Origin of the sequence: Streptomyces sp. NPDC050548, assembly GCF_044457385.1 — a bacterium.
In the GTDB taxonomy this organism is placed as follows: domain Bacteria; phylum Actinomycetota; class Actinomycetes; order Streptomycetales; family Streptomycetaceae; genus Streptomyces.
The window spans coordinates 381,585-402,599 of record NZ_JBITGV010000006.1; the positions used below are offsets into that span (position 1 = coordinate 381,585).

21 protein-coding genes are annotated in these 21,015 nt (G+C 71.8%); 9 read left to right on the plus strand and 12 right to left on the minus strand.

The window, feature by feature from the left end:
- Positions 1–180: 180 nt before the first annotated feature.
- Complete coding sequence (locus ACIBJH_RS19735; RefSeq protein ID WP_200711929.1) at positions 181–594, minus strand: rodlin; 414 nt, start codon at positions 592–594, stop codon at positions 181–183.
- A gap of 190 nt (positions 595–784) precedes the next feature.
- Between ACIBJH_RS19735 and ACIBJH_RS19740 the strand changes: the two genes are divergently transcribed.
- From ACIBJH_RS19740 to ACIBJH_RS19750, 3 genes are all read left to right on the plus strand, one after another.
- Positions 785–1,201, plus strand: coding sequence for a rodlin (locus ACIBJH_RS19740; protein WP_399118100.1), 417 nt, complete (start codon positions 785–787; stop codon positions 1,199–1,201).
- Positions 1,202–1,502: 301 nt separating this feature from the next.
- Positions 1,503–1,730, plus strand: a complete 228-nt coding sequence (gene chpD, locus ACIBJH_RS19745) for a chaplin ChpD (protein ID WP_026178071.1) — start codon at positions 1,503–1,505, stop codon at positions 1,728–1,730.
- A gap of 107 nt (positions 1,731–1,837) precedes the next feature.
- On the plus strand, positions 1,838–2,959 hold the full coding sequence (locus ACIBJH_RS19750; RefSeq protein ID WP_399118101.1) for a chaplin family protein: 1,122 nt from the start codon (positions 1,838–1,840) through the stop codon (positions 2,957–2,959).
- Positions 2,960–3,013: 54 nt separating this feature from the next.
- On the opposite strand, the gene ACIBJH_RS19755 is transcribed toward ACIBJH_RS19750, so the two are convergent.
- Entirely contained in the window at positions 3,014–4,270 is a 1,257-nt protein-coding gene (locus tag ACIBJH_RS19755) for an NAD(P)-binding domain-containing protein (RefSeq protein WP_399118102.1), read from the minus strand.
- Positions 4,270–5,577 carry an ATP-grasp domain-containing protein gene (locus tag ACIBJH_RS19760; RefSeq protein WP_399118103.1) on the minus strand — a complete coding sequence of 436 codons (1,308 nt, stop codon included), beginning with the start codon at positions 5,575–5,577 and terminating at the stop codon, positions 4,270–4,272. The genes ACIBJH_RS19755 and ACIBJH_RS19760 overlap by 1 nt, the downstream gene beginning before the upstream one ends.
- Before the next feature lie 140 nt (positions 5,578–5,717).
- Between ACIBJH_RS19760 and ACIBJH_RS19765 the strand changes: the two genes are divergently transcribed.
- Positions 5,718–7,052: a glycoside hydrolase family 26 protein gene (locus ACIBJH_RS19765; protein ID WP_399118104.1), complete on the plus strand. Its 1,335-nt coding sequence runs from the start codon at positions 5,718–5,720 to the stop codon at positions 7,050–7,052.
- A 22-nt stretch (positions 7,053–7,074) separates the two neighbouring features.
- Here the strand turns inward: ACIBJH_RS19765 and ACIBJH_RS19770 are convergent, their stop codons facing one another.
- The 9 genes from ACIBJH_RS19770 to ACIBJH_RS19810 are packed head-to-tail and all read right to left on the minus strand — an operon-like array spanning position 7,075 to position 17,456.
- A complete protein-coding gene (locus ACIBJH_RS19770; protein WP_399118105.1) occupies positions 7,075–8,178 on the minus strand; it encodes a GNAT family N-acetyltransferase in 1,104 nt (367 codons plus the stop codon).
- Entirely contained in the window at positions 8,175–8,807 is a 633-nt protein-coding gene (locus tag ACIBJH_RS19775) for a lipopolysaccharide biosynthesis protein (protein ID WP_399118106.1), read from the minus strand. Before ACIBJH_RS19775 ends, ACIBJH_RS19770 begins: the two co-directional genes overlap by 4 nt.
- Positions 8,804–9,955, minus strand: coding sequence for a glycosyltransferase (locus ACIBJH_RS19780; RefSeq protein WP_399118107.1), 1,152 nt, complete (start codon positions 9,953–9,955; stop codon positions 8,804–8,806). Before ACIBJH_RS19780 ends, ACIBJH_RS19775 begins: the two co-directional genes overlap by 4 nt.
- Entirely contained in the window at positions 9,952–10,710 is a 759-nt protein-coding gene (locus ACIBJH_RS19785) for a polysaccharide deacetylase family protein (RefSeq protein WP_399118108.1), read from the minus strand. The genes ACIBJH_RS19780 and ACIBJH_RS19785 overlap by 4 nt, the downstream gene beginning before the upstream one ends.
- Complete coding sequence (gene murJ, locus ACIBJH_RS19790) at positions 10,694–12,388, minus strand: murein biosynthesis integral membrane protein MurJ (protein WP_399118109.1); 1,695 nt, start codon at positions 12,386–12,388, stop codon at positions 10,694–10,696. The genes ACIBJH_RS19785 and murJ overlap by 17 nt, the downstream gene beginning before the upstream one ends.
- Positions 12,385–13,722, minus strand: coding sequence for an O-antigen ligase family protein (locus ACIBJH_RS19795; RefSeq protein WP_399118110.1), 1,338 nt, complete (start codon positions 13,720–13,722; stop codon positions 12,385–12,387). Before ACIBJH_RS19795 ends, murJ begins: the two co-directional genes overlap by 4 nt.
- Positions 13,723–13,725: 3 nt before the next feature.
- Entirely contained in the window at positions 13,726–15,147 is a 1,422-nt protein-coding gene (locus tag ACIBJH_RS19800; protein ID WP_399118111.1) for a sugar transferase, read from the minus strand.
- A complete protein-coding gene (locus ACIBJH_RS19805) occupies positions 15,144–16,319 on the minus strand; it encodes a glycosyltransferase (protein ID WP_399118112.1) in 1,176 nt (391 codons plus the stop codon). The genes ACIBJH_RS19800 and ACIBJH_RS19805 overlap by 4 nt, the downstream gene beginning before the upstream one ends.
- A gap of 54 nt (positions 16,320–16,373) precedes the next feature.
- Entirely contained in the window at positions 16,374–17,456 is a 1,083-nt protein-coding gene (locus ACIBJH_RS19810; protein WP_399118113.1) for a DUF3344 domain-containing protein, read from the minus strand.
- Positions 17,457–17,710: 254 nt separating this feature from the next.
- On the opposite strand from ACIBJH_RS19810, the gene chpG reads away from it, so the two are divergent.
- The 5 genes from chpG to ACIBJH_RS19835 all read left to right on the plus strand — a co-directional run bounded on the left by chpG (position 17,711) and on the right by ACIBJH_RS19835 (position 20,875).
- Positions 17,711–17,950, plus strand: a complete 240-nt coding sequence (chpG, locus tag ACIBJH_RS19815; RefSeq protein ID WP_019065678.1) for a chaplin ChpG — start codon at positions 17,711–17,713, stop codon at positions 17,948–17,950.
- A 272-nt stretch (positions 17,951–18,222) separates the two neighbouring features.
- Positions 18,223–19,038, plus strand: coding sequence for a hypothetical protein (locus ACIBJH_RS19820; RefSeq protein ID WP_399118114.1), 816 nt, complete (start codon positions 18,223–18,225; stop codon positions 19,036–19,038).
- A 215-nt stretch (positions 19,039–19,253) separates the two neighbouring features.
- Entirely contained in the window at positions 19,254–19,544 is a 291-nt protein-coding gene (locus tag ACIBJH_RS19825; RefSeq protein ID WP_019065677.1) for a hypothetical protein, read from the plus strand.
- Positions 19,545–19,670: 126 nt separating this feature from the next.
- Complete coding sequence (locus tag ACIBJH_RS19830) at positions 19,671–20,168, plus strand: DUF5949 family protein (RefSeq protein ID WP_019065676.1); 498 nt, start codon at positions 19,671–19,673, stop codon at positions 20,166–20,168.
- Positions 20,169–20,356: 188 nt separating this feature from the next.
- Positions 20,357–20,875 (plus strand): hypothetical protein, encoded by a 519-nt coding sequence (locus ACIBJH_RS19835; protein ID WP_399118115.1) that lies wholly within the window; start codon positions 20,357–20,359, stop codon positions 20,873–20,875.
- Positions 20,876–21,015 lie beyond the last annotated feature (140 nt).

Consider the following 21,015-nt stretch of genomic DNA (forward strand, 5'->3'; position numbering starts at 1 on the left):
GATGATCAACTGGGTGATGGCTGGTTTGGTTGCGGCCTTTGCCCTGAATGGAGCAATAAGTCGGCTGGAGTGACAAGTCGGCTCGCGGATGGGCGAGGGCATGTCTCCGTGGACGGTCCGCGCGGAGGGCAAGCCGACGGGCCGCCGAGAATTCGGCGGCCCGTGGTGTGCGTCCGGGGATCAGCTGCCCGCGGAGCCGTTGCCCGACAGGACCGGGATGTTGTCCAGGATGTGCGACAGGGGCTCGTCGCCCTTCGCCTGGGTCGAGTTCTCGGTGCACTGCTGGTTCTGCGGCGCGGAGAGGATCGGCACGTCCTGGGCGACGGTGACCGGCACGAGGCCGACCAGCGAGGCCAGGTTCGCCTTGGCCGGCAGGCCGATGCAGGGCTTGTTCAGCGAGCCCTGGATGAGCGCCATCTGCGGGCTCATGTTGCCGTACGTGGCCTGGTTGCCGTAGACCTGCTCGGCGCCGTTGCCGTTCGTCGTGGTGACGCCGTTGTCGTTACCGATCGCCATCGCCGGGGCGGCGACGGCAGCCGAGGCTCCGACGACGGAAGCGGCGACAGCCGCAGCAGCCATAACCTTCTTGATCACTTCATGATCCCTTCTGGAGTAACCCCGTCCACCGGAGCGACCTGAACAACTGGCACCGGGCCGCATGGTTGCTCCGATTCACTCCAATGGCCCAGATGAATCCAACCGGGTGAAGTCACGCAACCAATCCGGCTCGCCTCTGTTGATGGGGGAGCAGGAATTGTGTCTCTGCCAGGAAAGGACCGCAGAAATGCTCAAGAAGGCAATGGCTGCGACGGCTGTCGCGGCTTCCGTCGTCGGCGTATCGGCGACGGCCGCCCCGCAGGCGCTGGCCATCGGCAACGACAACGGCGTCACCACGGTCAACGGGAACGGTGCCGAGCAGGTCTACGGCAACGCCAAGACCGTCGGCGACATGAGCCCCCAGCTCGGGCTCGCCCAGGGCGACCTGAACAAGCTCTGTGTCGGCCTGCCCGCCAAGGTCAACGCGGCCTCGATCGTGGGCGTCCTTGTCCCGGTCACCGTCCTCCAGGACGTGCCGATCCTGTCCGCGCCGCAGAACCAGCAGTGCACCGAGAACTCGACCCAGGCGAAGGGTGACGAGCCGCTGTCGCACATCGCGGACAACATCCCGGTCCTGTCGGGCAACGGCGCCATCGGTAGCTGATCGTCCGTCAATGCAACGGCCAGGGCGGCCCGTCGGAATCTTTCCGTACGGGTCGCCCTGGCCGTTTTCCAAAAATGTCCGCCCTCTGGCTTCCCTTGAAGAGAAGCGTTTCTGCGTTCGTGCGGCCATCTCGTCAATTCAGTGCCGACGATCGAGTGAATTGTCAGGTGACACGCGTTCTTGAGTTTCTTCCTGTGTCTATCCCTCGTTTCACAGGCTGCAGGTCATGGTGCGAGCCGCCCAAGCTGTGCTCGCTCGGTTTCGGCCGTCATAGGGCATGACCGCAGAGAAGGGAACGTTCATGAAGAAGAGCGCTGCTGTTGTCGCTGGTGCGATCATGGCTCTCGGTATGGCCGCCCCGGCCTTCGCCGACGCCGGTGCCGAGGGTGCCGCCATCGGTTCGCCGGGTGTCCTCTCGGGCAACGTGGTCCAGGTTCCCGTGCACATCCCCGTCAACGTGTGCGGCAACTCGATCGACGTGATCGGCCTGCTGAACCCGGCGTTCGGCAACACCTGCGTCAACGACTGACGACGCAACGCACCAGCCGCTCCGGCTGTGTCACGGCCGGCCTTGGACACTTTCCTGTTCCAAGGCCGGCTTTTTTTCCCACTTCTTCAAGCAGGAAGACAACGAGATTGCGACAGACCCTGGGTAAGGGAATGGTCGCGGCTGCCGCCGCGACAAGCATTCTGTCCCTGTGCGGCAGCCCCGCCGTGGCCGAGACGTACACGGCCGGCGCTGCCAAGGATTCGCCGGGCGTCCTGTCCGGCAACAGCCTCTCGGTCCCGGTCGACGCGCCGGTCAACGCCTGCGGCAACTCCGTCGACGGCGTGTCCGGGCTCAACCCGACCTTCGGCAACTCCTGCGCCGGCGGCAAGGATTCGCACCGGCACGGCGAGCACACCGGACACCACCGGTGGGCCGAGCAGGCCTACGACGACTCCGACGACTCGGGCTACGGCTCCGGGGACGACTCGGGGTACGGCTACGGCGATGACGCGGGGTACGGCTACGGGGGCCACTCCGGCCATGGCTACGGCGATCACTCGGGGTACGGCTCGGGCGATCACTCGGGTTATGGCTCCGGTGACCACGGAGGTTACGGCGCTGGTGACCACGGGGGCTACGGCTCCGGCGACTCGGGCCACGGCAAGCCGGAGGACTGCGAGGAGACCCCGCCGCCTCCGCACGGCGGGGATCACCACACTCCGCCTCCCACGGGTGGGGATCACCACACTCCGCCTCCCACGGGTGGGGATCACCACACGCCTCCGCCCACGGGTGGGGATCACCACACGCCTCCGCCCACCGGTGGCGACCACCACACGCCTCCGCCCACCGGTGGCGACCACCACACGCCTCCGCCCACCGGTGGCGACCACCACACCCCGCCTCCCACAGGCGGTGACCACCACACCCCGCCGCCCACCGGTGGGAACCACACCCCTCCGCCCACGGGCGGGAACCACACCCCGCCCCCGAGCGGTGGGAACCACACCCCTCCGCCCACGGGCGGAAATCACACCCCGCCCCCGACTGGCGGGAACCACACCCCTCCGCCCACCGGTGGCAACCACACGCCGCCTCCCACGGGTGGCGACCACACCCCGCCTCCGCACGGTGGGAGTCACACCCCGCCGCCCGTTCTGGCGCACACCGGCAGCGAGGCCATGTTGGCCGCTTCCGGTGTCAGTGCCGCTTTGATCGCGGGTGGCACGATCCTCTACCGACGAGGCCGGGCCGCGTCCCGTAGGTAAGGCGCACGGGGTGCCGGACGTCATCGCCCGGCACACCCGCGCCGCACTACGCGGTCACCGTCGTACGAAATCCAGTGCGCCCCGTCGCCCCGGCGCGGGGATCGTCCCGCCGCGCGGCTCCGAGCGCAGTCGGCGTTGGACTCCCCGGACCAGCGCGCCCGCCGTGAACGTGGCGCCGTGCACGAAGCGCATCGCCGGGCCGAAGCCCGAGGCCGTCAGCAAGCCCGCCATGAAGAGGCCGGGGTGTGAGGACTCGAAGTCCCGGCCGACCTCGGGGGAACCGTCGCCCACCGTGGCCAGCGATCCCCTCAACTCGCCGGAGAGCAGCCCGAGTCGGCCGGTCGTGGCCTTGAACCCCGTTGCCGCGATGACGTGTTCGGTCTCCAGGGAGCGTGTTCCGCCCGCTCCGCTCACCGTTTCGAGGCGCACCCCGCCCGGTACCACGTCGGCCGCCGCGACCTCATGGCCGAGCAGCACCTCCACCGCGGGTTCGAACCGGTCCCGCACCCACCAAGCGCCCGCCGGGCCAAGGGCGTTGGCCGCGATCCCGGCCCGGGTCGACTCGGGGAGACGGCGGAAGAGGTCGGGGCGTTCGGAGTAGAACCAGTTGCGCCAGCCGGGGCCCAGGCCGCTGTGCGGGGAGCGGGCCTCCTGCCACCACGGGCGCTCCCAGGCCGGCGGTACGTCGTTCCAGAACAGTTCGTCGGCCCGTGCCAACACCCTTACCCGGGTGCCCTGTTCGGCGAGCAGCGCGGCCGTCTCCAGCGCCGCCTGGCCGCCGCCGATCACCGTGACGTCCTTGCCGCGGAAGTCGTCCAGCGCGCTGTGGTGGCTGCTGTGCGAGACGAGGGAACGGCTCAACCCCCGTAGCGCGGACGGGATTTCGACGAACGGCATGACGCCGACCGCGAGGGCGACGGTCCGGGCGTGCAGCACTGTGCCGTCGTCGGTCACCGCCTCGAAGCCGCCGGGTACCGGTGCGATCCGCTCCACCGTCCGCTCGTCCACCTCGGGCACGGCGTTGCGGGCGAACCACAGGCCGTACGAGGCGAACATCTCGACCGGGATCGGTTCGCCGTGCCGGGACTCCACGCCCTGGGTCGCGCAGTACGCGTCGAGCGGCCAACGGCCTTCCGGGTCGGACAGGTTGGAGGCCCAGGGCTCCGACTTGAGGAACATGCCCCGGGGCATGTGGTCGCGCCAGGACGCCATGGGCCGGCCGAAGACGCGCAGATTCAGCCCGGCGGCCGCGGCGTGGGACGCGATGGACAGGCCGTACGGGCCCGCGCCCACCACCAGCAGGTCGTACATCAGCAACTGCTCGCTTTCTCGTCGTCGGTCAACTCGGTCAACTTGGTCAACTCGGCTTGTTCGGCGGGCTCGTCGAGCGGGCTCGTGCCCCACTGCCGCACCACTCGCGTCGCCGCGTGCGTCGGCACCGGCCCGCCGCCCAGCCGCTCGCGCAGTTTGCGCAGCACATGTCCGGCCCACAGGCCCCACATCGCCCGGCCCGGTGCCCGGTCGTCCGGGGCGTACCAGGCCAGTTCGCGTCCGGCGGGGGCCGGGCGCAGCGCGCTGAGCGGCGCGTAGTTCTCCACCACGAACGAGCGTCCGGGCCGGGGTGCCCCGTCCGGCAGCGGACGGTGGGTCAGGTCCAGGTGCTGCGCGCGGACGACGTCGAGGCCCGCGCTGTCGGTGAAGAGCCGGAACTGCGCGCCGGGCCGCGGGTTGAAGTCGAGCAGGTGGTAGCTGCCCGTCGTGCCGCAGCGGCGGAAGTCCAGGTCGAAGATGCCGCGGTAGCCGAGTTCGGCGGTGAGGCGTTCGGCGAGCGACTGCACCTGGGAGTTGGGCGTCCAGCGGCCCACCGCCGTCAGGCCCGCTCCGCGCGGCCAGGCCCGCTGCTTGCGGCCGGGGCCGCCGCCGCGTACGGCGCCGGTGCGGTCGACGTAGCCGTGGAAGAACCAGTCGCGGTCGGGCCCGGACGGCAGGAACGCCTGCAGCAGCAGCCGGCTGCCCGCTTCCTCGGCGCGCAGATACAACTCGCGCGCCTCCTGCGCGCTGTGCACGACCACCGTGCTGCGCAGCCCGGTCCCGCACGGCACCAGCCACGGCCGGCTCCACTTCGCGACCACCGGCAGCCCCAGTTGCCAGGCCGCGCTCGCGGCCTGTGCCGGGCTCTCCGGGATCAGCGTCACCGGGTGCGGGATGTCGGCGCTCGCGCACACGGCGGCCAGTTCGGCCTTGTCGGCGACCCGTTCGGCCAGCGCGCCGGGCTGCTGCGGCAGCAGGTAGGAGGGCGCGAGTTCGTCGCGCAGCCGGCCGACGGCGACGGCGCTCGCGTCGTCCATCGGGATCAGTACGGCGGGACGCGCGATCCGCGCGGCGACCCGGCGCAGCGTGACGGCGATCTCGGCCAGGGACGCGCCGGGCGCCGGCGGGGGGTGCATCTGGCAGACAAAGCGGGAGCTGCGTACGGGACTTCCGGCGGAATCGGCGACCACATGCACCTCCACTCCCGCTCTGCCGAGCGAACGCACGGCGCCCAGCGTTCCGTGGTGAAAGGGATTCCGGTCGATCCGCAACAGAACTGCGGGGACACGGATGTCGAGCAGCGACACGGACTGTTTCCTTCGGTTCGGTTCACCCACGCGGGCGACAGGGACACTCAAAAGCCGTAACGGCGGTGGCGTAATTCATATTCGTATGACTGAGTGTCAAAAAGAGAAACGAGAACACGAGAGTGGAGAGAGGAGCAGGCATGGCCCCACAGCAAAGACGGTCCCGGACCGCCCGGCTGGCCTTCGTCGCGGCCACGGTCGCCGCGTCGGCGGCTTTCGCGTCGGGTCCCGGGTTCGCGGCGGGAGTGGGGGCGACGCGGGCCACCGATCCGCCTGCTCCCGTGACCACCACGCCCACGACCACCGTGCCCGCCACGCCCACGACCACCGCACCCGCGGTCACCGCACCCACGACCCCGGCCGTCGTCGAACCGGTGAAGACCCCCGAGCCGAAGGTGACCCCGGCCTTCGGTGCCTTCCTCGACTCCGGTGCCCGCGGTGTGGCCCGGATGGCCGCGCTGAGCAGCTGGCTGGGCGGTGCCGAACTGCGCGTCGGCCACACCTACCTGCCCGGCAACCACTGGAGCGACATCGAAGGCGCCCCCGGCCTCCTCGACGTGTGGGCGGACTGGCGCACCGAGAAGACCGACCGGATGCTGGTCCTCAACGTGCCCATGCAGGAGCACAACGAGGACGGTGTCTCCGACTGGCAGGTCCGGCGGCTGCTCCAGCTGGGCGCGGCCGGTCAGTTCGATCAGCACTTCAAGGCCCTGGCCGAACGGCTGGTCGACCTGAAGGTGCCGGACACGGTGATCGTGCTCGGCTGGGAGATGAACGGCACCACGTACACCTCTCGCTGCGGGCCGGACCCGGAGGCCTGGAAGAAGTACTGGAAAAGGATCGTCACCACGATGCGCTCGGTGCCGGGCCAGAAATTCCGGTTCGACTTCACTCCGAGCCGCGGCCGGGACGCCGTTCCCTGGACGCAGTGCTATCCGGGGGACGACACGGTCGACATCGTCGGAATGGATTCGTACGACCAGCCTTCCGGGCTGACGTTCGACGAGCAGGTGAAAGAGCCCTACGGACTCCAGGAACACGTGGACTTCGCCAAATCCCACGGCAAGCCCATTTCCTATCCTGAATGGGGACTCTTCCGCAATGGCGACAACGCGGAGTACATGAAGCACATGCTCGCCTGGATGGACGAGCACAAGCCGCTGTACAACACGGTCACCGACTACTGCCCGCACGGTGTGTGGCAGTGCTCCCAGAACCCGAAGTCGTCCAAGGTCTACCGCTCGGTCCTGTTCGGCCGCACGGAGGAGCCGACCCCGACCCCGACCACACCCACGACTCCGACGACTCCTACGACACCCACGACCCCGGTCACCCCGGAGCCGCCCGAGCCGACCACACCCACCCCACCGACTCACCCGGCCAACTGCTCGCCCGTGGAACTCGGCGACTGGGTCGAGTACTGGCTCGGCGGGAAGCTGTGCGTGAGGTTCGACTGGTGGCAGCGCGACCGCTGAACCAGAGGTGGCGGCGGGCCGCTCAGGGTCCGTCGCCACCGCGCTCCCTCCACTTCCGCAGTAACGCCTTGCCCCGCCGGCGCGCGGCCACATCGCAGACGACCGCCGCCATCAGCGGGGCAGTGCGCTTGCGGGCCAGCAACAGCCGCTGGTTGACGACCGGTTCGGGCCGCCAGTGGTGCTTGTACGGTTCGTTGCCCCGCAGCAGACTGAGCGTGCCGGGCCCGTCGGTCCCGGTGTGCTCGGCGCACGCGTCGAGCAGCATCACCGCCACATCCGCCTTCCGCTCCCGCAACCGCGGATGCGCGCCGTACAGATACCCGCCCGCGAGCCGGCGCGACAGCAGCGTGAGGTCTACGGCGACCACGTCCTCGTCGAGCCGGAACTCGGTGACGACGGCGTCCCCGGAGCGGACCATCGGCCCGACCGAGCGGACCAGGTGTTCGCAGAACCGGGTCTGCAGATGCTCGGACGTCACCTTCCGCCCCTGCCACTGGAGTTGATGCAGCTCCAGCAGCCGCCGCAGCGCGGAGTCCACCCCGTCCGGCTGTACGACGGTGCGCTCGACGCCCAATGCCGTCAGCTTGCGGAGTTTGGCACGGACGCGCTGGGCCTTGGAGGAGGGGAGACGGGCGACCAGTTCGTCCATCGGTACGGCGGGCAGCTCCAGGCAGAGCGAGTCGTGGACGCGGCGGCGCGGGCCGCGCCAGTGGTCGTAGACGCGCTCGACCGCGCCGCCGGGCCGCACCTCGCGGAAGTCGATCAGCGCGGTGCGGGCGGCCGATGCGAGGCCCTCCGTCAGCGCGGCTACCGCCGGGTCGCCGTGGTCGTCGTCCAGCAGGACGTCGCCGTAGTCGGAGATCGCGCCGCCGAGCGGGACCAGCGAGGGGACCGGGCGGCGGACGAGCATCAGCGGTGCGGCGGCGACGAGTTCGCGGCCCTCGCGGACAACGAGCAGGCGCAGTCGGCCCGTTCGGCCGTACGACAGCCACCAGGAGTGCAGCCAGGCGTGCGACTGGAAGGGGGTCGCCGCGCCGCACTTCCCGTACAACCGGCCCCAGGCCGGAGCCAGTTCGGCGAAGGCCTGGGCGTCGGTGACGAGTTCGGTCGAGTACACCGGTGTCACAGGACGTCGGCCGCGGTGGCCGGGCTGGGCACGGAGGCCGGGCGGCCCGTCTCGTCGGTGGTCCGGCGCGGCCGGACCAGGAGCAGCAGGCCGCCGAGGAGGCCGCCCGCGCTCGCGCCGACCAGACCGGTCACCGCGGGCGAGGCCGAGGAGGGTCCGGCCGGCTTGATGGCGCGGGCGAAGGTCTGGAGTTCGACGTGGGTGGAGGCCTTGGCGTCGTTCGCGTGCGCGGTCAGCGAGCGGGACACCGCGTTGGCCATGTCGGCGGCGAGGTCCGCGCGAGAGGAGGTGGCCGTGACGGCGACCATCGGCGCGTCCGGCGAGGTCGCCGTCTGCACGCTCGACTGGAGCGTCTTCACCGGCACCCCTGCCCACACCTGCGCGTCCCCGAGCACCGCGAGCTGGGTGGCGACCCGGCCGTAGGCCTGCGCGAAGCCGAGCGCGGTCGAGGAGTCGGCCTTGTCGGTCGGTACGGCGATGACGTAGCTGGTGGCCGTGTACGTCGGCGGCTTGGCGAGGCCGTAACCGGCGCCCAGGAGTCCGCCGGTCACGGCGCCGGCCGCGAGGAGGGACCAGGCCGGGAGGGTCTTCGCGCGGGCGAGCGGGCGGTGCTGTCGGATCTCGGTCATGAGGAACTGGCTCCCTGGGGTGCGGGGGACGGCGACGAGGTGGAGACCGCCGCGTACACGTCCATGAGTTGGGCGGCGCTGCGGGTGATGCAGTAGTGGTGGGCGGCGTCCGGCGCGGTGCGCGGGCGCGGGCCGCGGGCGCGGGCCGTCGCCAGCGCGCGGGCGAAGACCTCCGGTCCGCCCTGGACGCGGTGTGCGTCGGCGGCGGACTGCGGCGGGAGGTCCTCGACGGCGGGGCAGGAGGCGTAGAGCACGGGCAGCCCGGCCGCCAGACCTTCTACGACGGCCAGGCCGAAGGCCTCCTCGGGGGACGGTGAGGCCAGCAGGTCCATCGCCGAGGTGAGGGAGGGCAGGTCGGGGCCCGGGGTGCCGTCCGGGACGTAGGGGCGTTCGCCGGTGAACAGCACCCGGTCGGCCACTCCGCAGTCGTGGGCGGTGCGGCGCAGGAGGTTCTCCTCGGGGCCGCCGCCGACCAGCAACAGCCAGTAGTCGGAGGGGAGTTGGGTCAGGGTGCGGATCAGGACGTCGAAGCGTTTGCCGGCTGCCAGTCGGCCGATGCCGCCGACGACGTACGCGTCCTCGGGCAGGCCGAGGCGCTGGCGGGTGCGCAGCCGCTGGACCGGGTCGAAGCGGAAGCGGGGCAGTTCGATGCCGTTGGGGACGACCTCGATGCGCGGGCCCGGAACACCCCACTGCTTGAGGCGTTCGGCGACCGTGGGGGAGACGGCGACCGTGGAGCGGCCCAGGCGTTCGCTCGCGAGATACAGGGCGCGGACCCCGGAGTTGAGGCTGCGGCCCTCCATCTGCGAGTCGCCCAGGGAGTGTTCGGTGGCGACGACCGCCTTCACACCCGCGATCCGGGCGGCGAGCCGGCCGTAGACACAGGCGCGGTAGAGGTGGGTGTGGACGAGGTCGTAGCCGCCGCCGCGGATGATGTTGACCAGGCGGGGGAGGGCGGGCAGGTCGCGGTTGCCGGTCATGCCGAGGTGGTGGACGCGCACCCCGTCGGCGGTGAGACCGTCGGCGACCGCGCCCGGGTTGGTGAGCGTGACGACATCGCAGTCGACCGGCAAGTGGCGTAGGAGCAGCCGGAGTTGCTGCTCGGCGCCGCCGATGCCGAGCCCGGTGATGATGTGCAGGGCCTTCATGCGGGACCCTCCACCGGACGGCGGCGCAGGCCGTGCAGCCGGTACTTGAGGAAGAGGCGGACGGCGGTGTCGTTCTGGCCGATGTGCACGCGGGGGAAGGCGTGCGGGCCGCTCAGGTCGCCGGGGTCGATCGCGCAGGCGTAGGTGTAACCGGCTTCCTGTACGGCGGCCACGGCGCGGGCGTCGATCGTGCCGTACGGGTAGCAGAAGCCGTCGACGGTCGTGCCCGTCAACTCGGCGAGTACGGAACGGCTTTCGGCGACCTCGGCCTTCAGGGTGGCGTCGTCCGCCTTGGTCAGGTCGACGTGGGTCAGGCCGTGCGAGCCGATCTCCACGCCCTCGGCGGCGGCCCGGCGGATCCCGTCCGCGGTGAGCAGCGGCTTGCGCGGGCCCAGCGGGTCCCAGGCGTTGTCGCCGCCGAGCCTGCCCGGCAGTACGAAGAGGGTGGCGCCGCAGTCCCAACGGGCCAGCGCGGGAAGGGCGTTGTCGACGAAGTCGGCGTAGCCGTCGTCGAAGGTCAGCCCGACCAGACCGTGGCCCTCGCCCCGGGCGCGGGCGGCGAGCAGCTCGGCCATGGACACACCGCGCAGCCCGCGTCGGCTCAGCCAGCGCAGCTGCCGGTCCAGGCGGTCGGGGGTGACCGTGACGCGGTAGGGGTCGTCGGAGCAGTCGCCCACCGAGTGGTACATCGCCACCCACGGGACCGGGCCCGTGACGCGACTGCCGGTGGTCGGGGAATCAGCGGGAGCGGCCATGCGGGAGCCTTCGTGTGACGGAGCGGACGGATTCCAGTGCTGGTGCGAAGCCCTGGGCGCCGAGGGCCCAGCCGAGCAGGGCGAAGACGACGGCGACGGTCGCGCAGCCGACGGCGAGACCGAGCAGCGGTGCGGGCATCGCGCGGGCCGCGAACGCCCCGGTGACTGTCGCGACCGCCGCCGCGCGCACCGGCCGGCTCAGCTCGATCAGGACCTGCCGGGTGCGGATCGGGACACTGTGCGGGCCGCTGCCGCACAGCAGGAGCACGGCGGTGACGGTGATGCCGGTGGCGTTGGCGATCGCGATGCCGATGACGCCCCAGGGGGCGACCGTCCAGGCGCCGATCCAGGAGGTCACGACGATGCCGGCGGCCATCGCGCCGACCGGGAACCAGGTGGGGCGGCCCGCCGAGAAGTAGGAGCGGACCAGGACGCCGACCAGGGTCTGGCCGAGCAGCCCGAGCGCGTACACCCGCATCACGCCGGCCGTGGCGGCGGTGTCGTGGGCGGTGAACGCGCCCCGCTGGAAGAGGAGTTCGATGATCTGCGGAGCGCAGGCGATCACCGTGGCGGCGCCGAGCAGGACAAGGCAGGCGGCGAGAGCGAGGTCCCGCTCGACGCGGTTGCGGGCCTTTTCCGTGTCGCCCTCGGCGAGCGCCCGCGCGACCACCGGGAAGGTCACCGTGCACAGCATCAGCGACAGCACCATCGGCATCTGGGCGACCTTCTGCGCGTAGTTCAGATGCGAGATGGCGCCGGCCGGGAGATGGGAGGCGAGGAAGCGCTCGATGAGGACCTGGGACTGGCGGCAGAGCGCGAAGAGCAGCACCGTCGCCATCAACGCGAAGTTCATCGGGCGGGGGGTCTCGGTGCTGTCGTCTGCGACGGCGTCCGGGGTCGTCGGCTGGTGGCTCCTCAACTGGCGTACCAGTGCGGGCAGTTGGGTCAGCACCATCAGGCAGCCGCCCGCGGCCACGCCGAGCGCCGCGGACCGTACGCCCCAGTGGGCGCCGAAGGCGTACATCCCGGCGATGATGCCGATGTTGTACGCCACGTAGATCGCAGCCGGGGCGACGAAACGGCGGTGGGCGCGGAGCGCCGCGCTGCAGTAGCCGGCCAGGCCGAAGCTCAGGACGCAGGTGGCGGTGATGCGGGTGCAGCTGATGGCGAGCGCGGGGTGGGGGAGCCCGGGGGCGAGGGCTTCGACCAGGTAGGGGGCTGCTGCGACGAGCAGTGCCGACACCGCGATGAACGCCAGTGTGAGGCGGGGGAGGGTGGCTTTCACCAGGGTGCGGACCGGGTCGCCGGGGGCGCCTTGCGCTCTGCGGGCCAACGCCATGCTGAACGCCGGGATCAGGGCGAACGCGAGGCCGTCCTCGATGAGGAGGGTGGCGGCGAACTCAGGGATGGTCCAGGCGACGAGGAAGGCGTCGGTCTCGCTGCCGGCGCCGAAGAGGCGGGCGAGGGACTGGTCTCTGGCGAGGCCTAGGAGGGAGCCGGTGACGGAGAGCGCGGCTGTGATCAGGGCGGCTTTGGCTAGGAAGCGGCGGGATTCGGGGGGTGGGATTGGGGTGGTTTCGGTCGGTGGTTGACTGTTGCGCCGTTGGGGCTGGTCGCGCAGTTCCCCGCGCCCCTGAGGTGGGCTGCTGCTGGCCTGTGTTGGAGGCGTCACCGTCATGCGGTCACGGCCTCTGCCTTGGTCACGTGTGTCGGAGTCGGCGCACAAAGCTGCTGCGGGTTCGCCCCCACCAGCGACCACCACGCCGCCACCCCGAACACCACCGCCGTCAGGACCGTCGACGGGCCGCCGATGTCCGCGTACATGAAGTCGATCAGCTGCCAGATCAGGAGGCCGGAGGAGACCAACGCGCAGTCCAGGCCCGGGAGTTCGGTGCGGTGGGTGCGGTAGAGGCCGCGGAGGGCGCAGACCAGGAGGGCCAGCCAGCTGCCGGCCAGGGTGAGGAGGCCGATCAGGCCCTGTTCGCTGAGGACCAGGAGGTACATGTTGTGGGGGGAGAGCAGGGGCTGCTTGAGGTACCCGGCGCCCGCGCCGTCCGTGTCGCTGCCCGAGGACAGGGCCAACGAGGCGTTGCCGTCGCGGTGTTCGGGGAAGCCCTTCAACCCGACGCCGGTCAGCGGGTGTTCGCGCCACATCGCGGTCGCCGCCGCCCACATGGTGTAGCGGTCGGTCACCGACTGGTCGGGGGCGTCGGTGACTTGGGTGATGCTGCTGATCCGCTCCTGGAGCATCGCCGAGCCGACCCCGAAGCCGCCGACCAGCACCACGCCCGCCGCCGTCACGGCCGCGGCCACCTTCAGCGCGCGCCGCAGTCCGGCCAGCGTCAGTTGCAGCGCGCAGGTCGCGGCGGTCGCGATCCACGCGCCGCGGCTGAAGGACAGGGCCAGCGGCAACAACAGGGCGAACGCGCAACCCACGGCAACTGCCCGCTGCCTCACCTCCTTTCGGCCCAGGCCCAGTGCCAGGGCCACCGCGCAGATCAGGCCGAAGGACACGACCGTCGCCATGCCCATCACGTCGGTCGGTCCGAAGGTGCCCACCGCGCGGATGTCCTCGCCCTGGTAGGAGGCGCCGGTCGCGGTGACGTACTGCTTGACGCCGATCGCCCCCTGCCACAGGGCGAGTGAGACGAACGACCAGGCCAGCAGGCGGAAGTCGCGCCGGTCGCGGATCAGGAGGACGACCGCTGCCGGGACGAGGACGAAGATCTGGAGGTAGCGGCCCAGGCCGCTCAGGCCCGCGCCCGGCGAGGACGCGCCCATCGCCGCGATCGACAGGCCCAGGACCGGAAGTCCCATGACCACCACGGCAGTTGGGGTCAGGCGGCGCCTGCGCTCCCGGAGCAGCCGGATTCCGCAGTACAGCACCACCAGCCCGGAGACCGCGTCGGCGGGGCCCGCGCCGCCCGCGCCCGGGGCGAGCGGCAGGCCGAGTAGGGCGATCACGGCGATGACCGGCAGGACCGGGGCGAACGTGCGCAGGCGGTGGTTCACGGCTCAGCTCCCCGTCGGACGTACGAGCGAGGTCGCGGTGCGGGCGAGGATGCAGATGTCCTGCCACAGCGACCAGTTGTCGATGTACGCGTTGTCGAACCGGCAGCGGTCCTCGATCGAGGTGTCGCCGCGCAGCCCGTGGATCTGGGCGAGACCGGTGATGCCGGTCTGCATCCGGTGGCGGGCCGCGTAGCCGGGGTAGGTCTGGCTGAACTGCGCGACGAAGTAAGGGCGTTCGGGGCGCGGGCCGACCAGGCTCATGTCGCCGCGGAAGACGTTCCAGAGCTGGAGCAGCTCGTCCAGCGAGGTCTGGCGCAGGAAGCGGCAGAAGCGGCTCATCTGGAGTTCGCCCGCGACACTCCAGCGGGTCGCCGCCTCGTGCTCGTCGACCGGGCGGTGGGTGCGGAACTTGAGGAGGGTGAAGGGGCGGCCGTCCTTGCCGATGCGTTCCTGGCGGAAGACGACGCCGCGTCCGTCGGTGAGGCGGAGGACCGTGGCGCACAGCAGGAGGAGGGGGCTGACCAGGAGGAGCAGGGTCCCGGAGACCAGGACGTCCAGTGCCCGCTTGCCGAGGCTGCCGCGTCTGCGGGAGCCCAACTCCAGCCGCCGGCAGGCGAATCCGGCGAGCTGGTCGCGCATCTCGTACGACGGGGAGTCGGCGTCGACCTCCCAGACCGTGCAGCCCGACTCCGCCAACGCCCGCAGCAGCGGCCCGCGTTCGGACCGTACGGAGGGATGCACGGTGAGGACGGCGCGCACGCCGTTCTGGATGAGGGCGCGTTCGACCTCCTCGCCGGTGGTCAGTACGGGCAGGCCCTCCGTGCCGTCCGGGTGGTCGGCGACGATGCCGATCGGCTCGATCCCGCACCCCGGGTGTCGCAGCACCGCTGCCGCGACGCGTTGCGCGGTCGTCGCGGGGCCGATGACCAGGGCGGCGCGGGGGTGGTTCAGGAGGGTCTTGCGGCGGCGGTGGTGGACCGCGCCGCGGGTCACGCAGGCCGTCGCCGTCTGGAGGGCGAAGCCCAGCAGCAGGGTGCGTGCGGACAGGGCGCGGTCGGGGGCGTAGGCCGCGGTGAGGGTGCCGAGCGCGAGCCAGGCGACGGCGATCCGGCCGCAGACGGCGGGCAGTTCGTCGAGGACGCGCGGTACGGCCCGGGGGAGGTGCGGGCGCAGCAGTATCGAACCGGCGACCAGCAGCGCGACCAGCAGCGGCCGGCGCTGCCCGCCGGTCAGCGCGAGGGCGCCGAGCAGGGCGGCGGCGAGGTCCGCGCCGAGCAGCGGCAGCGGTGAGGCCGGGCGCGCGGGCGGGCGGCGGACCGGGAACCGAAAACCGCCGTCGGTGCGCCGGGGGATGACCGAGACGTTCGAGGATCCGTGGTCCCGTGGCTGTCCGCCGGGGGAGGGGACGGTGCTTTCCGCAGTCACGAGTGGATGGACTCCCTGCACTCGGTGGGCACGACGGGTTTGCCGCCGAGCAGGTCGCGATAGACCCCCGCGACCGCTTCGGCGGAGTGCCGCACGTCGTGCGTGGACTGGACGTACCGGCGTCCCTGGTGGCCGAGGGACTCACGCAGCAGCGGGTCGAGCAGCAGTTCGGCGACGGCCCCGGAGAGCACGGCCGGGTTGTCGGCCGGGACCAGGCAGCGCGGGGCGAGCCCCGGGGGCAGGCTCTCGCGGGCGCCGGCCACGTCGGTGACGACGACGGGGCGCCCGCAGGCCATCGCCTCCAGCGGGGCCAGCGCCATGCCTTCCCAGCGCGAGGGCAGCACCACCAGGTCGGCGGCCTGGTACCAGGGCACGGCATCGGCGACGGCACCCGCGAACAGCACGGATTCCGGGGCGAGTTGGCGCAGCGCGTCCCGGTCGGGTCCGTCGCCGACGAGCACGAGCCGCGCCTTCGGCACCCGTCGGAGCACCGCGTCCCACGCGCTCAGCAGGACGCCCTGGCCCTTCTGCCGGCACAGCCGCCCCACGCACACCACCAGCGGCGCCGCCGGATCGACCCCGGCGAGCTGCTCGATCCCGGCTCGTACGGTGTCCACGGGGGCCGGGTGGAAACGCTCGGTGTCGATGCCGTTGGGGATCACGCTCCAGCGGCCCCGGACCCCGGCCCGCAGCCCGGTCGTGCGCTCCGCCTCGCTCACGCACACCGTCCGGGTGGACCACCGGGCGCCCCAGCGCTCCCAGCCGACGGCGAGCGCGGCGGTGACCCCGCCGACCGCCTCGAACGACCAGGCGTGCGGCTGGAACACGGTCGGGATCCGCCCCCGCACGGCAAGGCGTCCTGCCAGCCCGGCCTTCGCGCTGTGCGCGTGCACCAGATCGGGCCGCACCTCCGCGACCAGTCGGGCGAGCCGCCGTACCTCCGAGACGAGCGCGGGACCGGGCGACCGCGTGGCCTGCCACCGTCGTACGTCGGCGCCGAGCGCCCTGATGCCGTCCGCGAGGGAGCCGCCGTCGGGGCAGGCGACCGTGACGTGCAGGCCGGAGGCGAGCTGGGCCCGCGTCAGATCCGTGACGACCCGGGCGACCCCGGCGTCCACGGGCTGGGCGAGGTGCAGGACCCGTGGTCGAGGGTCGGTTGCTGGCTGGTGCATTGCGCGGTTTCCTCGCTCACGGGTGGCGCTCGGGACTGCGGGCGGGAACGCGCCTCACTGCTGGGCGTCGACGGCGACGAAGAGCGCCCCGAACCACGCCGCGTCCCGCTGGGAAACGAGCCGGAAGGTCAGCTGGTCACCGCCCGGCCGCAGCGCCTTGCCGAGATCGAACACATCGGAGTCGTAGCCGAGCGTGTTCGCATACGCGGGCGCACGCTCCGAAGGCGCCGCCCCCGGCTCGCTGATCGTGGAATTCAGCACGTCGTCACGGGGATTGGCACCGTCACCGAGCGGGATGGCGTTCGTACGACCGGTCGAGAGAGTGAGCGAATCCCCGGTCCGGCCGCGATCCCCGTTGTACGCCACCACGCCCGCGCGTCCCCCAGCGTGCGCGGGCGTGCGCAGCGCGCGCAGCCGGATCTCCGCGCCGGTGCGGGAGTTCAACGCGTCGAACCCGTCCCACAGCTCCAGCCGGCGCAACGGCTCCTTCGCCTTCTCGTACGCCACGACGAGCGTCCAGCCGCCCCAGGCGCCGGCCGCCGACTTCCCCATCGCCGTGTTGACCTGGGCCACCGTGTAGAGGCCCGAACCACTCTCCCGGACCAGCTTCGTGACGTCCGCCGAGGCCTGGAACGCGTCCGCGCCGCCCGCCACCCGGTGTCCGACGACCGTGTCCGCGAGCACTTCCTTGTAGTCGCCGCCGGGCTCCGTGATCAGCACCCGCCCGTTGTCCCTGGGCGGCTTCTGCTCGCCCACGCGGAGGTTGCCGCCCCAGTACAGGCGGGCGTACGTGGCCTTGGCGCCCTCGGGCAACCGGACCTCCGCGCGGGAGGAGTTGTAGGTGTTCGGGTCGCGGTCGACGTCCACGTAGAACATGTCGAAGTCGCCGTTGACCGCGGCCTGGCCCTCGCGTACGGAGGCGCAGGAGGCCGAGTCCGTACGGCAGCTGATGGAGGTGTTGGCCGCGCGGACGAAGCCGCCGTGCTGGAGGGCCTGGTAGCGCTGGGCCGGGGGGATGCGTTCCGTCTCGGCGGCGGGCGGGGCGGAGGCGCCGGAGGCGGCCGGGGCCCAGATCGAGGCGAGGGCGAGGACGACCGTCGACGCCCGGCGCAGCAGCGGACCCTGGGAATTGCGCATGACCGGCGGTGCCCTTTCGGGAAGTACGGCCCCTATATGCGATTTGCTGGCTATAGGGGTACTTCGGGAGGTGCGCAACTCTAGTGGCTATCCGGATTAATCAGGCGAAACGTGACAAGTGTGTCGGAATGGTGAAGTTCGGCCCTGTGGCACATCACCCCATTGGCGGCACAACCCCCGTGGGCGCCGCGCGTTGACACAGCGCCGGGCATCCCCGCCCGGGTGTTTGTTTCAACCCCAAGGAGCACCTCTCCATGTCGCGTATCGCGAAGGGCCTGGTCCTGACCTCCGTTGCCGCCGCCGCCATGGCGGGCACCGCCGGCATCGCCGCCGCCGACAGCGACGCGCACGGCGCCGCCGCCCACTCCCCGGGCGTGCTGTCGGGCAACGTCGTCCAGGTTCCGGTTCACATCCCGGTCAACGTCTGCGGCAACACCGTCAACGTCATCGGTCTGCTGAACCCCGCGTTCGGCAACACCTGCGTCAACGACTGACGTCCGCGCGCATCCCTTCGGCCGGCCGTTTCCTCGTGGTCCTTCCACGGGGGGACGGCCGGTTGGCGTTGGGGCGGTGGTGTAGGCCGTTGCCCCGAATGGGCGGTAGCGGCACCGGTCCGGCTGTCCGGTCTTGACATGGCCCTCACCAGGCACGACGTCGTCCGTACGGCCGACAGGCGGTCACCCGGCGCGATCGACCGGTTGCAGATGGTGGTGAGCGCTTTCACGGTGGGCTCAAGATCTCAAAGCACCACCGAAAGGAACACCCCATGCGTGGTCTGCCCGCACGGCGCATCGCGTCCTCCGTACTCTGTGCCACCGTCCTGATCGGAATCGCCGGCCCCGCCGCCGTCGCCGCCGACAACGACTCGGCGCGGAAGCACGCCCACGCCGCGCCGGGCGTGCCGGTCCCTGGAGCCGACGGGCTGCTCGCCCAGGTCAAGGGCCTCGGCGATGTCGGCAGCGTGCTCACCCCGGTCACCGACCTGCTCAACCAGGTGCTCAAGGCCGACAACGGCCAGCTCTCGGCCGATCAGGCGCAGAAGCTCGTCGACACCGTCAACGAGGCCGTCGCCAAGATCACCGCGGCGGCTCCGGCGGCCCCGGCCGTGCCCGCGGCTCCGGCCGTTCCGGCGGCACCCGCTGTCCCGGCCGTACCGGCGACGCCCGCGCTGCCGGCCACTCCGGCCCTCCCTGCCACTCCCGCCCTGCCCGCGACTCCCGCCCTTCCCGCGCTGCCGAAGAGCGGTGACGACTCCAAGGGCAAGAAGGCGCCCGCCGACCTGGCCGGGGACGCCCTCGCGTCCCTGCAGAAAGCGGTCGCCACCCTGCTCGCCGCCGTCACGTCCGGCGATGTCGGCGCGGTCGTCCCGGCGGTCACCGGTGTGGTGACGGGCCTGGTCAACGTGGTCGCGGCCACGCTGCTGGGCGGCGGACTGCCCGCGCCGAGCCTGGCCGGTCTGCCGGCGCTGCCCGCGCTGCCGTCCACGTCCGCCCTGCCGTCCACGTCCTCGCTCCCGGCGGTACCCGCGGTACCGGCGGCCGTTCCGGCGTTGCCTGCGGTGCCCGCGGTTCCGGGAGTGTGACGCGAGCAGTCGTAGAAAGGCCGTTGGGTCGATCCTTTCCGGGACCGGCCCAACGGCCTTTTCATATGAGGATGGGAAACGCCGATGAGACACACACCGCATTCGGGTGGGGGCGCAGAAAGTTTCTGCGCACGGGTTTCCGGCCCGGCCGGAACTCGTTACACACGGCGACAGAATTCCCTCTGGTGACATGAGTTGCCGAAGAAAGGAACACGATGAAGTCCCTGAAGGCTGCCGCTGTCGTTGCCGGGTCCGTCGCCCTCGCCGGTGCCGCCGCGCCCGCGTTCGCCTACAGCCCCGCCGACGTGACGCCCACCAGCCTCACCGGCGCCGTCAACACCCTCACCAGTGGCCGGATCCAGCCCGTCGACGTGATGCCGCTGCAGCACCAGTCGGACGCGCTCGACACCGAGAACAAGCAGTCCCCGCTCAGCACCGTCAAGGGTGCGGCCGGCGCGCTGAACCAGCACAACCCGCTGCTCGGCGGTCTGCCCCTGCAGGGCTGAGTCCGCCGCTGGTGTTCGAGGGGCGTCGTGAGGCGTCCCTCGTTCGTGTGGCGGGTCGACCGTGCCATCGGCCGGACGGGTGAGAACGCGTCCGGTGGCCTTCCGGCCCGTCGATAAGGTCGCGCGGTGACCTCAACCTCAAGCGAAACGCGCCCCTTCCGCGTCGCCGACCTCGGCACCCTCGTCGTCCTGGCGTGGAGCGGCGAGGCCCCCGACGGGGACATGCCCTACCTCCTCGCCTACACCCTGGGCGACGCCGCGGACGGCCCCGAGGCCGCCAGTGCCGCGGTGGAACGACTGCTGACCGACAACGGACTCCCGGTCGGCGGCGACGTCGTCGACGGAGCCACCCGGCCCAGCCTGCCGATCACCATGCTCGTCGAGTCCGGGCAGGCCGTCCTCAACATGCCGCAGCTCAACGCCCAGTGCGTGCCGCCGCCCGAGTGGCTCGCGGCGGTCGGTGAACGCGGCTTCGCCTACCTGGTGTTCACCACCCGCCCCTGGCCCGAGGCCGAGCCGGGCAAGCCCGTCACCCCCGAGGCGCTGGCCGAGTTCGCGGGCGCCGAGGAGACCCTGACCGCCGCCGCGCACGTGGTCCTGCCCGCCCGCAGCCTGCGCGGCTGACGACCGGACAGCGGGCGGGAACGCCGGTTCCGGCCCGCTGACGGGAAGTCGGTTCCGGCCCGCTGATGGGAATTCGGGAAAAGCTGACTACTGCGGCACTCGGGGGAATCTTGAACTGGTCCTCTTCCCGGGATCGTTACCCGGTCAGCACACAGAGCCTCCGAATTCCGAAAGGGACCGTACCCACGATGAAGTCGACCACCCGAGGAACCATCGCCGCCGTCATCACGGCCGTGGCGGCCGCGACCGGCGCCGCCGCCGCGACCCCCGCCGCCGCGCTCGGCACGGTCCCGGTGCCCGTGCCGCTGGAGGGTGCGGAGAGCGCCCTCGGCATGGCGCTGCCCAAGCTGGGCGGCGAGATCCCGGTGCCGATGCCGGGCACCCCCGAGGGCCCGCGGTACGTCGAGGGCCGGCTCATCCCGGAGCACGCGCTGCCCCAACTCCCCGTCCACGGCGGCCTGCCCGGCATCGGCCTGCGCGCCCCGCTGCCGCACGTCCTCGGCGACGGCTTCGACCACGTCGGCATCAGCACCCCCGCATCCGACCTGCGCACGCTGGCCCCGGGCCTCGCCCTGGACGCCCCGCTGACCCCGCCCAACCCCGACAACTTCGGCCTCCCCGATCTGAAGGCGCCCCAGGCGGGCGTCCTGGCCCCGGTCCTGCAGACCGTGCCGGGCGCGGACCTGGTCACGGGGGCGGGCCTGTAGGCCGTAGCGCGGGAGCGAATACGGCCGTACGGCTGGAGTGGACATGGGCCCGGGTGGTGCGACCCGGGCCCTTCCGCATGTCATGGGTGCTTTCGGACGGTGACCGGGCGGGGGGTCGGACGGTTAGCCCCTCGAACGGT

Excerpts from the sequence above, each read along its gene's own strand:
- ACIBJH_RS19740 (WP_399118100.1), top strand. The coding sequence starts at position 785 with ATGCTCAAGAAGGCAATGGCTGCGACGGCTGTCGCGGCTTCCGTCGTC.
- ACIBJH_RS19775 (WP_399118106.1), bottom strand. The coding sequence starts at position 8,807 with ATGACCGAGATCCGACAGCACCGCCCGCTCGCCCGCGCGAAGACCCTC.
- ACIBJH_RS19785 (WP_399118108.1), bottom strand. The coding sequence starts at position 10,710 with ATGGCCGCTCCCGCTGATTCCCCGACCACCGGCAGTCGCGTCACGGGC.
- ACIBJH_RS19835 (WP_399118115.1), top strand. The coding sequence starts at position 20,357 with ATGAAGTCGACCACCCGAGGAACCATCGCCGCCGTCATCACGGCCGTG.
- ACIBJH_RS19780 (WP_399118107.1), bottom strand. The coding sequence starts at position 9,955 with ATGAAGGCCCTGCACATCATCACCGGGCTCGGCATCGGCGGCGCCGAG.
- ACIBJH_RS19820 (WP_399118114.1), top strand. The coding sequence starts at position 18,223 with ATGCGTGGTCTGCCCGCACGGCGCATCGCGTCCTCCGTACTCTGTGCC.
- ACIBJH_RS19765 (WP_399118104.1), top strand. The coding sequence starts at position 5,718 with ATGGCCCCACAGCAAAGACGGTCCCGGACCGCCCGGCTGGCCTTCGTC.
- chpG (WP_019065678.1), top strand. The coding sequence starts at position 17,711 with ATGTCGCGTATCGCGAAGGGCCTGGTCCTGACCTCCGTTGCCGCCGCC.
- ACIBJH_RS19810 (WP_399118113.1), bottom strand. The coding sequence starts at position 17,456 with ATGCGCAATTCCCAGGGTCCGCTGCTGCGCCGGGCGTCGACGGTCGTC.
- ACIBJH_RS19805 (WP_399118112.1), bottom strand. The coding sequence starts at position 16,319 with ATGCACCAGCCAGCAACCGACCCTCGACCACGGGTCCTGCACCTCGCC.
- ACIBJH_RS19825 (WP_019065677.1), top strand. The coding sequence starts at position 19,254 with ATGAAGTCCCTGAAGGCTGCCGCTGTCGTTGCCGGGTCCGTCGCCCTC.
- murJ (WP_399118109.1), bottom strand. The coding sequence starts at position 12,388 with ATGACGGTGACGCCTCCAACACAGGCCAGCAGCAGCCCACCTCAGGGG.
- chpD (WP_026178071.1), top strand. The coding sequence starts at position 1,503 with ATGAAGAAGAGCGCTGCTGTTGTCGCTGGTGCGATCATGGCTCTCGGT.
- ACIBJH_RS19755 (WP_399118102.1), bottom strand. The coding sequence starts at position 4,270 with ATGTACGACCTGCTGGTGGTGGGCGCGGGCCCGTACGGCCTGTCCATC.